This window comes from Methylobrevis albus (genome assembly GCF_015904235.1).
Taxonomy (GTDB): Bacteria; Pseudomonadota; Alphaproteobacteria; order Rhizobiales; family Pleomorphomonadaceae; genus Methylobrevis_A; species Methylobrevis_A albus.
In genome coordinates, this window is record NZ_JADZLT010000041.1 from 66,549 (window position 1) to 80,729 (window position 14,181).

General features: G+C 70.0%; 10 protein-coding genes and 1 riboswitch. Of the genes, 2 read left to right on the forward strand and 8 right to left on the reverse strand.

Features of this window, described 5'->3' with window-relative positions; genetic code table 11:
• Positions 1-24 precede the first annotated feature (24 nt).
• The 4 genes from gcvPB to gcvT form a co-directional block, all read right to left on the reverse strand.
• The gene (gcvPB, locus tag I5731_RS04785; protein WP_197310231.1) at positions 25-1,605 is read right to left on the reverse strand and encodes an aminomethyl-transferring glycine dehydrogenase subunit GcvPB; all 1,581 of its coding nucleotides are present in this window, start codon (positions 1,603-1,605) and stop codon (positions 25-27) included.
• Positions 1,606-1,810: 205 nt separating this feature from the next.
• Entirely contained in the window at positions 1,811-3,157 is a 1,347-nt protein-coding gene (gcvPA, locus tag I5731_RS04790) for an aminomethyl-transferring glycine dehydrogenase subunit GcvPA (protein ID WP_197310232.1), read from the reverse strand.
• Between the two features lie 18 nt (positions 3,158-3,175).
• Positions 3,176-3,547, reverse strand: a complete 372-nt coding sequence (gcvH, locus tag I5731_RS04795; RefSeq protein WP_197310233.1) for a glycine cleavage system protein GcvH — start codon at positions 3,545-3,547, stop codon at positions 3,176-3,178.
• Between the two features lie 30 nt (positions 3,548-3,577).
• Positions 3,578-4,726, reverse strand: a complete 1,149-nt coding sequence (gene gcvT / locus I5731_RS04800; RefSeq protein WP_197310234.1) for a glycine cleavage system aminomethyltransferase GcvT — start codon at positions 4,724-4,726, stop codon at positions 3,578-3,580.
• A 167-nt stretch (positions 4,727-4,893) separates the two neighbouring features.
• Positions 4,894-4,995, reverse strand: a riboswitch (glycine riboswitch).
• 308 nt (positions 4,996-5,303) lie between these two features.
• Here gcvT and I5731_RS04805 point away from each other — a divergent pair.
• Positions 5,304-5,885: a hypothetical protein gene (locus tag I5731_RS04805; protein ID WP_197310235.1), complete on the forward strand. Its 582-nt coding sequence runs from the start codon at positions 5,304-5,306 to the stop codon at positions 5,883-5,885.
• A gap of 58 nt (positions 5,886-5,943) precedes the next feature.
• Here the strand turns inward: I5731_RS04805 and I5731_RS04810 are convergent, their stop codons facing one another.
• The 4 genes from I5731_RS04810 to I5731_RS04825 are packed head-to-tail and all read right to left on the reverse strand — an operon-like array spanning position 5,944 to position 11,604.
• Complete coding sequence (locus I5731_RS04810) at positions 5,944-7,449, reverse strand: glucosamine inositolphosphorylceramide transferase family protein (protein ID WP_197310236.1); 1,506 nt, start codon at positions 7,447-7,449, stop codon at positions 5,944-5,946.
• Complete coding sequence (locus tag I5731_RS04815) at positions 7,446-8,600, reverse strand: glycosyltransferase family 4 protein (protein WP_197310237.1); 1,155 nt, start codon at positions 8,598-8,600, stop codon at positions 7,446-7,448. The genes I5731_RS04810 and I5731_RS04815 overlap by 4 nt, the downstream gene beginning before the upstream one ends.
• A 44-nt stretch (positions 8,601-8,644) precedes the next feature.
• Positions 8,645-10,027 carry a lipopolysaccharide biosynthesis protein gene (locus I5731_RS04820; protein ID WP_197310238.1) on the reverse strand — a complete coding sequence of 461 codons (1,383 nt, stop codon included), beginning with the start codon at positions 10,025-10,027 and terminating at the stop codon, positions 8,645-8,647.
• On the reverse strand, positions 10,024-11,604 hold the full coding sequence (locus I5731_RS04825) for a hypothetical protein (protein WP_197310239.1): 1,581 nt from the start codon (positions 11,602-11,604) through the stop codon (positions 10,024-10,026). The genes I5731_RS04820 and I5731_RS04825 overlap by 4 nt, the downstream gene beginning before the upstream one ends.
• 261 nt (positions 11,605-11,865) lie before the next feature.
• On the opposite strand from I5731_RS04825, the gene I5731_RS04830 reads away from it, so the two are divergent.
• Complete coding sequence (locus I5731_RS04830; RefSeq protein ID WP_197310240.1) at positions 11,866-14,166, forward strand: GumC family protein; 2,301 nt, start codon at positions 11,866-11,868, stop codon at positions 14,164-14,166.
• The last annotated feature ends 15 nt before the right edge of the window (positions 14,167-14,181 follow it).

Consider the following 14,181-nt stretch of genomic DNA (forward strand, 5'->3'; position numbering starts at 1 on the left):
TGAGATCCGTCGTGGGGAGCCCCCTCACTCCGCCGCCACACGCCCCTCCGGCTCCGGCGCCCGCCAGGCGAGCCGCGGGTTGCGTGCCGCCGCCGTCTCATCCAGCCGCCGCCGCGGCGCGAACACCGGCGCCGCCTTGAACGCCTCGACCTCGCCGGCCTTCGCCCGTTCCACCAGATGCCGGAGCGCGCCGACGAACTGGTCAAGGCCGGCCTTCGATTCCGATTCCGTCGGCTCGATCAGCAGCGCGCCGTGCACGACGAGCGGGAAATACATCGTCATCGGGTGGAAGCCCTCGTCGATCATCGCTTTGGCGAAATCGAGCGTGGTGACGCCGGTGCCCTCGAGGAAGCGGTCGTCGAACAGCACCTCGTGCATCACCGGCACGTCGCCGAACGGCAGGGTCATCACGTCCATGAGCTGCGCCTTGACGTAGTTGGCGTTGAGCACGGCGTCCTCCGACGCCTGCCGGAGCCCGTCGGCGCCGTGGGCGAGCATGTAGGACAGCGCGCGCACGAACATGCCCATCTGGCCGTGGAAAGCGGTGATGCGGCCGAACGGCGTCGCGCTGCCCGCCGCCTGCTTGCGCGTCTCGACGAACTCGGCCGAGCCGTCGTCGGCAAAGCGCACGAAGGGCACGGGGGCGAAGGGGGCGAGCTTGTCGGAGAGCACGACGGGCCCGGCGCCCGGCCCGCCGCCGCCGTGCGGCGTCGAGAAGGTCTTGTGCAGGTTGATGTGCATGGCGTCGACGCCGAGGTCGCCCGGGCGCGTCTTGCCGACGATCGCGTTGAAGTTGGCGCCGTCGGCATAGAAGTAGGCGCCGGCCGCGTGCACCGCCTCGGCGATGGCGACGATGTCGCGCTCGAACAGGCCGCAGGTGTTCGGGTTGGTCAGCATGATCGCCGCCACCTGCGGCGACAGCTTCGCCTTGACGGCCTCCGGGTCGACGGTGCCGTCGGCGCGGGCCGGGATCGACACGACCTTGAAGCCGAGCTGGGCGGCGGTCGCCGGATTGGTGCCGTGCGCCGATTCAGGCACCAGCACGATGGTGCGGTCCTCGCCGCGCGCCTTGATCGCGGCCTTGATCGCCGCCATGCCGCACATCTCGCCATGCGCGCCGGCCTTCGGGCTCATCGCCACCGAGGCCATGCCGGTCATCTCGAGCAGCCACCGGCCACACTCGGCGACGAGCTCGATCGCGCCGGAAACCGTGCCGAGCGGCTGCAGCGGGTGCACGTCGGCAAAGCCCGGCAGCCGCGCCATCTTCTCGTTGAGCCGCGGGTTGTGCTTCATCGTGCACGAGCCGAGCGGATAGAGGCCGAGGTCGATCGCATAGTTCTGCGTCGAGAGGCGCACGTAGTGCCGCATCGTCTCGGGCTCGGTGAGCCCCGGCAGGTCGAGCGGGGTTTTCCGCGCATGGCCGCCGAGGCGGAACGGGGTCTCGCCGGCGTCCTCGATGTCGACGCCGGAGACCTCACGCCGGCCGACCTCGAAGATCAGCGGTTCCGCGATGTCGAGGCCGCGGTTGCCGGTGAAGGTCGGGCTGGCGGGGAGGGGGGCAGAAGCGGTCGGGGCAGTGGGGCGGCCCTGGGTATTCATGGTCATGCGAACCTCGATCCTGATGCGGCTGCCGCTGCAGCGATCCCTCCCCCTCGTGGGGAGGGTGGCGAGCGAAGCGAGCCGGGAGGGGTGCAGCCTCTCGGTTGAGTCCGGTGGTCGTGATCGGCGCCGCTGCCCCCTCCCGACCCGGCCGTTGGCCGGGCCACCCTCCCCACAAGGGGGAGGGAGGGTTGCGAGGCAGCGCCCGCCATCACCCCAGCACCTCGGCCAGCGCCGCCGCGAACGCCGCCCGGTCCTCGTCGGTATTCACCTCGGTGGAGGCGACGACGAGGAGGTCGGAGAGCTCGGGGTGGCGGGGTTCCAGGCGGGTGGCGGGGACGCCGGCGAGAATGCCGCGGCCGGCAAGCTGCTCGACGATCGCCGCCGCGTCGCCGGGGACGCGGATGGTGAACTCGTTGAAGAAGCTGTCGTTCAGCACCTCGACGCCGGGGATCGCGGTAAGCAGGCCCGCGAGCTTCACGGCGTTGGCGTGGTTGAGCCGGGCGAGCTTCTCGAGCCCCGCGCCGCCGAGCATCGACATGTGGATCGAGAACGCCGTCGCGCAGAGGCCGGCGTTGGTGCAGATGTTCGACGTCGCCTTGTCGCGGCGGATGTGCTGCTCACGGGTGGACAGCGTCAGCACGAAGCCGCGCTGGCCGTCGGCGTCGACGGTCTCGCCGCAGAGCCGGCCCGGCATCTGGCGCACGAATTTTTCCCGGGTCGCGAACAGGCCGACATAAGGCCCGCCGAAGGAGAGCGCGTTGCCGAGCGACTGGCCCTCGCCGACGACAATGTCCGCCCCTTGCGCGCCCGGCGGCTCGATCAGGCCGAGAGCGACGACCTCCGTGAACACGGCGACCAGCAGCGCGCCGTGCGCGTGCGCCTTCTCGGCGATCGGGCGGAGATCAACGAGGTGGCCGTAGAACGACGGCGACTGCACCACGACGCAGGAGGTGGTGTCGTCGATCGCGGCGAGAATGTCCTCGGTGCCTTCGGGATCCGGGGGAAGGTCGGAGACCGTGCCGCCGGACATCGTGGTGACGGTGCGCACGACGCCGCGGTAGTGCGGATGCAGGCCGCCGGAGACGACGGCCTTCGAGCGCCGCGTCAGCCGGTGCGCCATCAGCACCGCCTCGGCGGTGCCGGTCGAGCCGTCGTACATCGAGGCGTTGGCGACCTCCATGCCGGTGAGGCGGGCGACCTGGGTCTGGAACTCGAACAGCACCTGCAGCGTGCCTTGCGAGACTTCCGGCTGGTACGGCGTATAGGCCGTGAGAAACTCCGACCGCTGGATCAGGTGGTCGACGGTCGCCGGCACGTGGTGCTTGTAGGCGCCGGCGCCGACGAAGAACGGCACCGAGCCGGCCGGCACGTTCTTCGCCGCCATGCGGCCGAGCGTGCGTTCGACGGAAAGCTCGGTCGCGCCGCGCGGCAGGTTGAGGAGGCCGTCCACCCGCTTGTCGGCGGGGATCGCGGCGAAGAGGTCGTCGACCGAACCGGTGCCGATCGCCGCCAGCATGGCGGCGCGGTCGTCGGCGGTGAGGGGATGGTAGCGCATGGGCTGGCCTTGCTGCCGTCAGAGGCTTTCGCAGTAGTCGTCATAGGCGGAGCGGCTCATGAGGCCATCGAGCTCGGCGGGGTCGGCGAGCTTCAGCTTCAGGAACCAGCCGTCGGTCTCGGGCGCGGCGTTGACCTTGGCCGGCTCGTCGACGAGCGCGTCGTTGACCTCGGTGACGGTGCCGGAGACCGCGGCGTAGACCTCGCTCGCCGCCTTGACCGATTCGACCACCGCCGCCTCGTCGCCTTTTGCAAAGGTCTTTCCGACCGCGGGGAGCTCGACGTAGACGACGTCGCCGAGGGCGGACTGGGCGTAATTGGTGATGCCGATCATGGCGATGTCGCCGTCGACGGCGATCCATTCGTGGTCGGTCGTGAAGTAAACGGGCATCGATCTGTCCTGCTGGTCGGGGAGGATGGGTCAGGCGGGCTTGCGCACGAAGCGGGCCGGGACGAAGGGGAGGGCGGCGACGGTGGCGGCGAGCGGCTTGCCGCGCACGAGGAGCTGCACAGGGGTTCCGGGCGCCGCGAAGGCGGCGGCGACGTAGCCCATGGCGATTGGGGCACCGACGCTGGGGCCGAAGCCGCCCGAGGTGACGGTGCCGATGTCGGCCCCTGCGGCCGAGAGGATCGGCGTGCCCTCGCGCGCCGGCGCCCGGCCTTCGAGCCGCAAGCCGACGCGGCGGCGCTTCGGCCCCTCGGCGATCTCGCGCAGCACGACGCCGTCGCCGCGGAAGCCGCCCTCGGCGCGGCGGCGCTTCTGGATCGACCAGACGAGGTTCGCCTCGACCGGCGTCGTGGTCTCGTTGATGTCGTGGCCGTGCAGGCAGAGGCCGGCCTCGAGCCGCAGCGAATCGCGCGCACCGAGCCCGACGGGCGCGACCTCGGGCTCGGCGAGCAGCGCGTCCCAAAGCTCGCCCGCGCGGGTCGCCAGCACGGAAATCTCGAAGCCGTCCTCGCCGGTGTAGCCGGAGCGGCTGACGTGGCACGGGATGCCGGCGATGGTGGCCGGGCCGGCGGTCATGAACGGCATGCCGGTGACATCGGCGCCGGAGCGGGTGAGCACGGTGACGGCGAGCGGCCCCTGCAGCGCGAGCAGCGCGCGGTCGTCCGCCACCTCGACGGCAACGGCAGGCGGCAGATGGGCGCGCAGCAGCGCGTAGTCGATCTCCTTGCGGCCGGCGTTGACGACGAGGAACAGGCGGCCATCGTCCGCCGGGTCGGCCGAGCGGTGGATCATCAGGTCGTCGACGATGCCGCCGGTCTCGGTCAGAAACTGGCTGTAGCGCTGGGCGCCCGGGGCGAGGTTCACGATGTCGGCGGGGACCAGCGCTTCCAGCGCGGCCGCCGTCGTGGCGTGGTCCGGGCCGACGAGGAACACCTGGCCCATGTGCGAGACGTCGAACAGGCCGGCCTTGTCGCGGGTGTGCAGATGCTCGGCGAGGATGCCGGCGTACTGCACCGGCATCGCATAGCCCGCGAACGGCACCATGCGGGCACCGAGGGCGCGGTGGCGCGCATCGAGCGGGGTGGTGCGGAGGTCGGTCGGATCACTGTCGGCAGCGGACATCGCGCGCGGGTCTCCCGTCGAGGGTTGCGTCGGACTCCGGGCATCCGGAGTCCTGGAACGCCCCCTCTGTCAGGAAACCTGAGAGATTCCCGCGGCAGTTCACCTGCCTCGCGGTTACTCCGTCGGTGGACGGCCGTTGGACCGGCCGTCGCTTTCCAGAGTGTCGCTCGCCGAGAGCGGTCCTTCTGCCTGAGAGTTTCCGGGGCGGTTGCTCCTTCGGCGCCGGCTTCGCCCATCGAGGGCTGACCGGTCTCTCCCGCTCGGCGGTCTTCGTGCGCCGCACGGGATGCGGCGTGGTGCCGGCGACCGAAGCCGACCGACTACGGGAAACTCTATCAGGTGATCGGAATTGTCAATGGTGGATCAGGTCGATCCGGCGCGCAGGCGGGCGGCCCGGAATGGATCCCGACCGATCGACGCGGGCGCCTCTCGGCGCGAAGGTAACCTTTACCCGTAAGGTTAATTATACTTGGGAAATCACGAAATACTGTTTCCATTTAAAACAAAATCCGCCTGCGTTAAGAATTGAGTCATCAAAGAGGGCGGCGTCGCGCCGACCCATCGAGGGGGCAATACCATGCGGATTCGTGATGCGGTTCTCGCCGCCGGACTGGGTTTCGTCGCCTTGACCGGGGCGCTTTCGTCAGAGGCGGCGGCCGGCGAGCCGGCCCGCGGCAGTGTCTGGTATGTCCAGGCCTCGAGCCTGGCGGCGCTCAATTCCTATATCGAGCGCGAGAACACTGCTCCCAAGGTCGAACGGGTCAGCCTGCAGACCGTGCTCGAGATCACGCACAACGACAACGGCAATTTCGTCGGCCGCGCCGTCCAGTACATGCGTGGCTCGAAGCAGTACCCGCAGGCCCAGCCGCAGACCTATTGCCTGCGCGTCATCGGCAGCGTCTCGAAAGGGATCGTCCAGTTCGGGCTGGTGGGACTGGCGATGACCAACCGCGGTGACGGTCATGGCGTCTTCACCAAGCGGAACGGCCGCGATTTCCTTGAAGTGCAGTTCTCCCGCATCTCGTTCCCGAACGCGGTCGCCCAGAAGGCCGTGATGGCCGAATGCAAGCCGGGGGAGGGGTGCAATACGTCCGTTCCCGGCGGCGGTGGCAAGACGATCCAGGAGATCCTCGCGCTCTGCCCCGCCAACGCGTCCTGATCGGGCTGGCGACAACAACCGTCGGGAACGTCGGTCGAGTCTTCGACCGGCGTCCGCCTTACCCCCGCGGTGCGAAGCGCCGGTCGGCGATTTTCGCCAGTGCCGGCAGCTTCGGACGGTAGGTGGTTCCGTCGATCACCTCGAGCCGACCGGCGCGGTTCAGCGTGTGCAGCTTGCGTCCCGGCCAGCGCGGGCCGGGACGAACGATCGACCTCATCTCCTGCGCAAATCCCTCCGGATCGAGCCGCGTCACCTCGGCGAGCCCGAGCGCGGAACCATAGCCTCCGGAGCAGTCCTGCACCGGGCGGATCAGCCGGCCGCCGATCCTGACCATGTTGCCGGCGGGGCGCGCACTGTCGCGGTCGATCAGCACCGGGTTCAGCGGATGCGCCTGCCACGGGCCGAAGAGATCGGGCGCGTGGAACAGCGACAGCGTGTCGGACCAGCCGCCGGCGTCGTCCCGGGTGGCGGTGAACATCCACTGGCGCCCGCTTTGCGCCGTGATCGTCACGTCGGCGGCCTCGAGCCCTGAGAGCAGCACGGCGCAGCGCTCCCAGCGACCGGGGAACTCGGCGCAGCGATAGACCGCGACGTCGCGGTTGCCGGTCGTCTCCGGAATCATGTAGAGCGCGCCGCCGTGCTCGATCAGGAATGGATAGGAGAGGTGCCACGGGTCTTCGAGCACCGGAAACACCGGGCCGACCGGGCCCTCCGGGCCGAACTCGACGCCCGAGATCACGCCCTTGCCGTGGCGATGATCGAGATCCTCGAAGAACAGCACCGTGCGGCCCTGCCACACCACCGGCACCGGGTCGGCGTAGAAATGGTCGCCCGGATCGGCGAGCACCTGCCAGCGGGGACCGGAGAGATCGCCGGTCTCCAGCACCCCCGGCCCGTCGTGCAGCCGCCAGCCGATCCGCCAGTGCGGCGCGTGGCAGCAGAGCCGGTAGAGCGCCCTGACTGCGGTAGCGGCGAGGTTGCGCGCGGCGAACAGTGGCACGGGGCGGGGCTGCAGCAGGGGAGGCGAGGTTCGGTCCAGCCGAGCCGGTGTCCGGCCGGTCAGGTGCTCGCGGACGATCTTTTCCAGCAGGGTGACGACCCGCGCCGACACCGCGTCGATGCCGCCCGACAGGCCGCCGGCGGTCTCGGGCGAAGGGTTGGCGCGGCCGCGGACGACGCCGTGTTCGTCGATGATCTCGATCAGCGGCAGCCGGCCGCCAAGCACGCTGGCGAACAGCGCGTCCTCGCCGGTGGCACCGTCGTAGAGCACCTGCAGCGCCGCGGTGCCGGCCGGGAGTGACAGGCCGGCGAGGTCGATCACGAGGTCGGGGGCGCCGTCGTCGGCGGGAGAGGCGGGCAACTCGGCCGCATCCGCGGCGCCGGGGCGGCTGCGATGCAGCACCATGCGCTCGAAGGCGAGCAGGAGCGACACGGCGGACGCCGGCGGGGTGCCGGGGGCCGCCTCGACCCTGAGGTCGATGCCGCGAACGGCCGCGAGCCGCTCGGCGAGGCGCACGGTCCAGCGGCGGGTGCGCGCCGCATCGATCCGGAGCAGGACCCTCATGCGGTGCGGACGTCGGTGGTCGCCCGCTGCGGGGCGCCTGAACGCAGCCCTTCGATCACCTTCACATAGCCGTCGACCATGGCATCGAGCGAATAGCGCTGCTCGAGACGCTTGCCTGCCCGCGACAGCTTGCCGGCGAGCACCGGATCGGCGAGCAGGCCCCCGACGGTCGCTGCAAACGCCTCGGTGTCGCTGGCGTCGACGAACAGCGCGCAGGGTTCGCCCTCGGTTTCCAGCACCTCGCGTAGCACCGGCATGTCGTTGGCGACGACGGGGAGACCGGTCTGGGCGGCCTCGACGCCGGCGAGCCCGAAGGTCTCCGAGCGCGAGGGAAACAGGAAGACGTTGAGCGCGGCGAGGAACTCGCCGACGCGCTCGGCCTCGACCTCGCCGACGAGGTGGAACCGGTCGGCGACGCCGACTTCGGCGGCGACGCCGAGCAGGCGTTCGCGGTCGGGGCCCTGGCCGGCGGAGGCGAGGTGGACACCCGGCAGCTTCGGCAGGATCCGGATCGCCGCATCGATCTGCTTCAGCGGGTTGAGCCGGGCGACGGTGCCGAGCAGCGGCACGCCCTGCGGCAGGCCGAACTGCGCCCGGGCGGCGCCTTCCGAAAGCGACGAGGTCTTGTTCTGGAAGCCGTGCGGGATATGGACGAGGCGGCGGCGATAGGCGGCGGGGTGGTGCGCGAACTCGCGCTCGGTGTCGTGTGAATTGGTGACGTTTGCGTCGTAGAGGCCGTAGCTGCCCGACCAGCGGTCGACCAGCCGCACGACGCGGTTCATCATCTCCGGCGCCGAGTTCTGGTTGGCAACGATGACGGGCACGCCGGCGAGGCGGGCGAACGGGGTGCCGAAGAAGTTGCCGTAGTGCTGGAAGGTCAGCACAACGTCCGGCTTCACGCGGCGGATCTCGGAGAGCAGCCGCCAGAGGAAGCGGCCGAAGGCGAGTGGCGTGCCCGGGCGGTCGAGCGCGCAGAAGCGCGTGTTCGGCACGTTGTCGAAGCCGCCGGTGCGCCGGTAGAAGAACAGCTGGTGCACCTCGTAGCCGCGCGTGCCGAGGCCGCCCGCGAGCAGCCGCGCGATCTCCTGCGCCCCGGCGTTTTCCGCCTGGGTCTGGATCATCAGGATGCGGGGAGTGGTGCGGGCTGTCATGGTCTGGATCCTTGCGCGGACCGGAAGGGCAGGGCCCGTTCCGATCAGGCCGGCATTGCCGGGCGGAACAGCTGCCGGACCGACGGATCGAGCCCGGTTAGGCGGCGGCACTGGATGTTGAGCAGCGTGGTGATGGCGACGAAGGAGACGGCGGTGGCGATCGCCGCGCCGATCACGCCGAGCCAGGGGATCAGCACGAAGAAGCCGGCGCAGCGCAGCGCCACACCGGCGGCGATCACCGCGAGATAGCGGCCCTCGTGGCCGGTGAGCAGCAGGATCGACGGTGCGGGGCCGGCGGCGGCGACCGCGGCGGTGCCGATCGAGAGGATCAGCAGCAGCGGGTACTGGCTCATGTACTGCTCGCCGAAGATCCACAGCATCAGGTGGCCGCCGAAGATGACGGCGAGCAGGCCGCAGGCGACGATGAGGGCGGTGAACATCGCCATCGACCGCATGGTGCGGCCGAGTTCCGCGGTCTCGCCGGCAAAATAGAGCCGCGGAATGTGGCGGGTGCCGAAGGTGTTGATCCCGTCGGCGGCCATGGCGAAGCTGTTGGCGAGGCGCGACGCGACGAAATAGGCGCCGGCGGCGACCGGGTCGATCAGCAGGCCGATCACCAGCACCTCGACGTACTGGTTGATCGATTCCATGATCGCCGATAGCCACATCTTGAACGACCGCGGCACCCAGCTCTTCTCGTCGAACTCGGAGCGGGCGGCCCGGGCGTCGGCCGGGAACTTGCGGGCGATCGCGACGAGCTGGATCGACACCGACACGGCGATGCCGGCGGCGGCGACGAGGAAGAAGCTGCCGGCCGTGGCGGCCACCCCCGTCGCCAGCGCGGTGCCCATCGCCAGGACGACGACGAAGCGCCAGGTGATCTCGCGGTGGGCGTCGCCGACGAAGATGCTGACGATCGCGCGGGCGGCGTGGGTGGTGAACAGCAGCAGCGTGTGCAGGATCAGGAAGGCGGCGAGGCCGATGGCGAGCCAGAGGTCGCCCTCGCGCAGCATCTCGAAGCCGAACACGGCGAGGCCGATCGGCACGCCGGCGCCGATCGAGATCGCGAAGCCGAAGACCAGCGCGCCCTTGGCAAGCCCCGGCTGCTTCGCCGCGGTGTACTCGTTCCAGGCGCGGACGATGAGGAGTTCCTGCCCGAACACCGCGACAACGGAGAGTAGCGAGACGACGCTGAACCACATGGCGAAGCGGCCGAATTCGAATTCGCCCATGGCGCGGGCGCAGAGCGACAGCATCAGGAAGGAGGCGGCGGCGCTGCCGACCTTGAGCACGAGGGTGCCGAAGATCGCGCGGTGCGACCGGTCGGAGACGAGGCGGCGCAGCCGGGCGACGGTTCCCGTCGGACCCGATCCGGGCGGCCTGCCTGCCGCGCCGTCGTCGACGGCCACCGTTCCCTCAATGCTCATGCTGCTACTCCGCCGGCCTCGGCCGGCCGCCCTCGACGGCGCGCGAGCACGCTGTCCAGTGCGCCCGTGCGTGCCGCCGAGCCGAGGATGAGCCCCGCGAAGGCGACCATCAGACCGAGCGACAATGGAGAAAATAGCGCCTCCTCCTGAAACAATCCGTTCACGAGGATGACGAACAGTCCGTAACCGGCGACGCCGAATTGCGGGATCTTGTAGCGGTCGTAGAGCCGCCAGACCGTCCAGGCGACGTAAAGGTAGAAGCCGATCACCACGAAGGCGGCGATGCCCATCTGGAACAGCAGCACGCCGATGGCGCTCTCGACCGCGCCCGCCGTTTCGCCCTGCGCCTGTGCGGCGCTCCAGTCGAGGGTGCCGAAGTTGGTGGCGAGATTGCCGCCCGAGCCGATGCCGTGGCCGACCGGATTGCCGAGAAAGCCGTTGATGCCGCCGATCAGGCCGAGCACGTGATAGTCGCCGTGGCTGAGGCCGCTGATGATGACGAAGGGGATGTAGAGCGCCATCAACCCGATGAAGCCGGCGAACACCAGCCAGCCCTGGAAGAAGCGGCTCGCCGTGACCATCGTCAGCGTCACGATCAGCACGATCATCGCGCCCTTGGCGCTGGCGAAGATCAGCAGCGGCAGCATCAGCGCGAACAGCACCCAGCGGCCGGCGGCGAACAGGAACAGCGCCAGGAAGCCGGCCGAATAGGCGAAGCTGATCGAATGGAAGTTCGGCCCGTTGAGGCGCAGCACCTCGATCTCGAGATCCTTCAGCAGCGCGGTGTTGAACAGCACGACGCGGAAATTGTCGAGAACGCCGGTGTAGACCTGCCGGTACTGGCGCGCGATCGACTCGTAGGCGCCACTTTCGCGGAAATCGGTGGCGTTGAGATACCAGTAAACCTCGGAATTGGTGAGGTCGAACCACTCCTGCCGGAAGAACAGCTCCAGATAGCCGCAGCCCATCACGATCAGTGCGACGCAGGTGATCGCGGTGGTGACGTTCGGTCGGAAGCTGTAGGCGACGACGAGCGAGATCTGGAAGATCATCATCGGCAGCGCGATGTTGCGCAGGTAGATCACCGCGCCGGCCGGCGACTTCGCGGCGCCGTAGCCGAAATAGAGCCCGATGGTGACCAGGGCGATGGTGCTGCCGTAGAAGAAGATAAGGAACGGCCGGTTGAACCGATCGCGGTGGTAGAGCGTGTAGAGCCAGCAGAACAGGAAGAAGATGACGATGGTGAGGAAATTGAAGCCGCGGACGAAGTTGAGATCGTTCTTGTCGGTGACGTAGGGCGAGACCAGCGCCACGAACAGGTTCTGGAAAATCACCGAGACGACGAAGACGACGGGCACGGTCTTCGGCAGGAAGTTGACGGTGATCAACGCCACCAGGGCGCAGGCGGCGATGGCGATGCCCTTGTTGACCTCACTGACGACGATCGGCAGCGCCGTCACGATGAAGGCGACCGCCAGCATCGCGAAGGCGTGCGTATAGCGCCGGCCGAGGTCGGCGACGGCGAGGCCGATGCGATCCTCCGTCGAGGACGCCGCGGAGGCGACGGGGTGTGGCATGTGCGATCCTGCGGCGGTTGCGGCTGCCGGCTCGGGCCATTGAAGCCCTTTCGCATTAAGGACCTGTTGTCAGCCGCCGCATGCCCCTGCGGCCGAGCCAAATAGCGCTATGGTCAACCGAATCTTAATCGTCGGCGTGCTGATCTGGCAGTGCGTCATTCCGGCCTGCCGGATGCCACGCGCCATTTCGCGGGACGCCGCGCGCCGGCTCCTTGCCGCAGCGACCGTCCCCCGAGTCGAGGATCGATCCGGGAACCGATGATGAGCCAGGGTACGGCCAGTCAGACATGGGAAGATCCGGCACCGGGGCGGGCCGCGACGGACGCTGGTCTGGTCGATCCGGCCGCCATCGTGCGGTTCGTTCAGCGCTATTGGCGCCGGGCCGCGGTCTTCGCGGGCATTGCCCTGGCGCTGGCCGTCGTCGCCTTCCTCATGATGCCGGTCCGCTACGCCGCCACCGCCCTGATCCTCGTCGACCCGCGCACGCCGCGCGTCACGCTGCAGGAAGACGTGCTGCCCGGCATCGGTTCGGATGCGGTGGCGCTCGAGAGCATCGTGCAGGTCTCGGCCTCCGACGGCTTCGTGGCGCCGCTGTTCGACAAGCTCGGCATCGTCGACGACCCGGAGTTCAACCAGCGTTCCATGTTCGGCACCATGCCGAGCCGCAATGCCATGCTGGAGCGGTTCCGCGAGCGGATCTATATCGCCCGGCGCGGCATCACCTATGTCGTCGAGGTCAGCTTCACGTCGAACGACCGCGAGAAGGCTGCCCGTTACGCCAACACGATCGCCGAGACCTTCGTCGCCGAGCAGTCGGGCATGCGCGTCGAGGCCGCGACCGAAGCGGCCGACTGGCTGCGCACCCGGCTGACCGCGCTCGCCGAGGCGGTGCGGAAATCCGAGGCGGCCGTCGCCGCCGCCCGGGCCGAGTTCGGCATCGTCGATGCCGGCAACAACGCCACCGTGCGCGAGCAGGAACTCTCCGACCTCGTGCAGCAGGTGGCACTCGCCCGCAGCCAGGCCGAGCAGGCCCGCGCCCGCTACGACCAGGCGCGAATCGGCGCGGCCGACCCGCTGTCGGAGGGCGCGCAGGAAACCTCGTCGAACGTCCTCTCCGACCTCCGGCTGCAGCATGCCCAGGTCGTGCGCCAGATGGCCGAACTGCAACTCACCTATGGCGAGCGCCATCCCCGCCTGCAGTCCCTGCGCGTCCAGGCAACGAGCCTCGAGCGCCAGATCACCGCGGAAGTCGGCCGCCAGGTCGACCAGACCGGCCGCGCTGCCGATGCCGCGCGCGACCAGCAGCGGGCGCTGGAGACCCGCCTTGCGGAGCTCGAGCGCAACGCCTCGGCCGTCGACGAAGCGTCGGTGCGCCTGCGCGGCCTCGTGCGCGAGGCCGATGCCAACCGGCAGATCTACGAAGAGTTTCTCGCCCGCTTCAAGTCGACCAACGAGCAGAGCTCGCTGACGAAGTCCGAGGCGCGGATCGTCTCGCGCGCCGCGCCGCCGATCAAGTCGACCCGCATGAGCCCGGTGATCCTCGGCGCCGCGGCGCTGATGCTCGGCACGGTGGCGGGCTTCGGTTCGGCGCTGGTCGGCGAGGCGCTGTCCGCCGCGGGCATCCTTCGCCGCGGCGAGCGGGCGCCGCGCGCCGCCGCCACGATGTCGGGTCCGGTGGCGTCCGCCCCGGCGGCTCCGGCGAAGGCCGTGCCGGTTGCCGCGGCGCCGACGCCCGCCGCGCCGCGCGCGGCCGACGAGACGCCCGAACGGCGCTCGCGCCGGATGCAACTGCGCGACCGCTTTCGCCGTCGCCGCGCCGAACTCGGCACGCCGGTGCGCCCCGAACCGGTGCTGGACGACGCTTCGCCGGCCGTCGCCGCCGCGCCGGACCTGCCGGATGTCGACAGCGACGTCCCGGAGACCGCCGATCACGCGGGCTTCGACGACGCGCTCGAAATGATCGCGCTGCCCTGGGCGGTGCTGTTCGCCCGTGGCGGCGAGGACGACAGCCGCTTTGCGGAACTCGTGATCGCCCCGGCGACCTCGCGCGCCGGGGGCCGCGACGTCGCGGTGGCGGTCGCCGCGGTAACCGCGGCGGCGGGCGTCTCGACCGTGCTGCTCACCACCGACGCGGTCGCGCCCGACGGCAGCATCGTGCGCGACGACACGCCGGGCCTGCGCGACCTGATGCGCGGCGATCTTCCCCTCTCGGCGCTGACGGTCGACGAGCGCGGCCTGCTGGTGCTGCCGGCCGGCGTGCCGGACGCGGACGGCACCGCCTTCGACTACCTTTCCCATCCCGCACTGCCGGCGGTGCTGACGGCGCTGAAGGTCAAGTTCGACGCGGTGGTCGTCGAGGGTCCGGCGGCCGGCTTCGACCGCGACCTCCCGGCGCTGGCCGCGACGGCCGACGGCCTGCTCGTCGTGACCGAGCCCGGCGCGGTCGGCGAGCGCGCGGCGGAACTGCTGATCGAGCAGATCGCCCCGCACGAGGATTGCCTGACCCGCACCGCGGTGCGCCCGGGCGCGCGCCCGCCGACGTCGGCGCGCCGCCGGGCCTGAGCGAACCTTCCGAAG

What these genes read in the sequence shown, in the direction of transcription:
- gcvPA (WP_197310232.1), bottom strand. Translation starts at nt 3,157, where the DNA reads ATGCGCTACCATCCCCTCACCGCCGACGACCGCGCCGCCATGCTGGCG.
- gcvPB (WP_197310231.1), bottom strand. Translation starts at nt 1,605, where the DNA reads ATGACCATGAATACCCAGGGCCGCCCCACTGCCCCGACCGCTTCTGCC.
- gcvH (WP_197310233.1), bottom strand. Translation starts at nt 3,547, where the DNA reads ATGCCCGTTTACTTCACGACCGACCACGAATGGATCGCCGTCGACGGC.
- gcvT (WP_197310234.1), bottom strand. Translation starts at nt 4,726, where the DNA reads ATGTCCGCTGCCGACAGTGATCCGACCGACCTCCGCACCACCCCGCTC.
- I5731_RS04830 (WP_197310240.1), top strand. Translation starts at nt 11,866, where the DNA reads ATGAGCCAGGGTACGGCCAGTCAGACATGGGAAGATCCGGCACCGGGG.
- I5731_RS04825 (WP_197310239.1), bottom strand. Translation starts at nt 11,604, where the DNA reads ATGCCACACCCCGTCGCCTCCGCGGCGTCCTCGACGGAGGATCGCATC.
- I5731_RS04820 (WP_197310238.1), bottom strand. Translation starts at nt 10,027, where the DNA reads ATGAGCATTGAGGGAACGGTGGCCGTCGACGACGGCGCGGCAGGCAGG.
- I5731_RS04805 (WP_197310235.1), top strand. Translation starts at nt 5,304, where the DNA reads ATGCGGATTCGTGATGCGGTTCTCGCCGCCGGACTGGGTTTCGTCGCC.
- I5731_RS04810 (WP_197310236.1), bottom strand. Translation starts at nt 7,449, where the DNA reads ATGAGGGTCCTGCTCCGGATCGATGCGGCGCGCACCCGCCGCTGGACC.
- I5731_RS04815 (WP_197310237.1), bottom strand. Translation starts at nt 8,600, where the DNA reads ATGACAGCCCGCACCACTCCCCGCATCCTGATGATCCAGACCCAGGCG.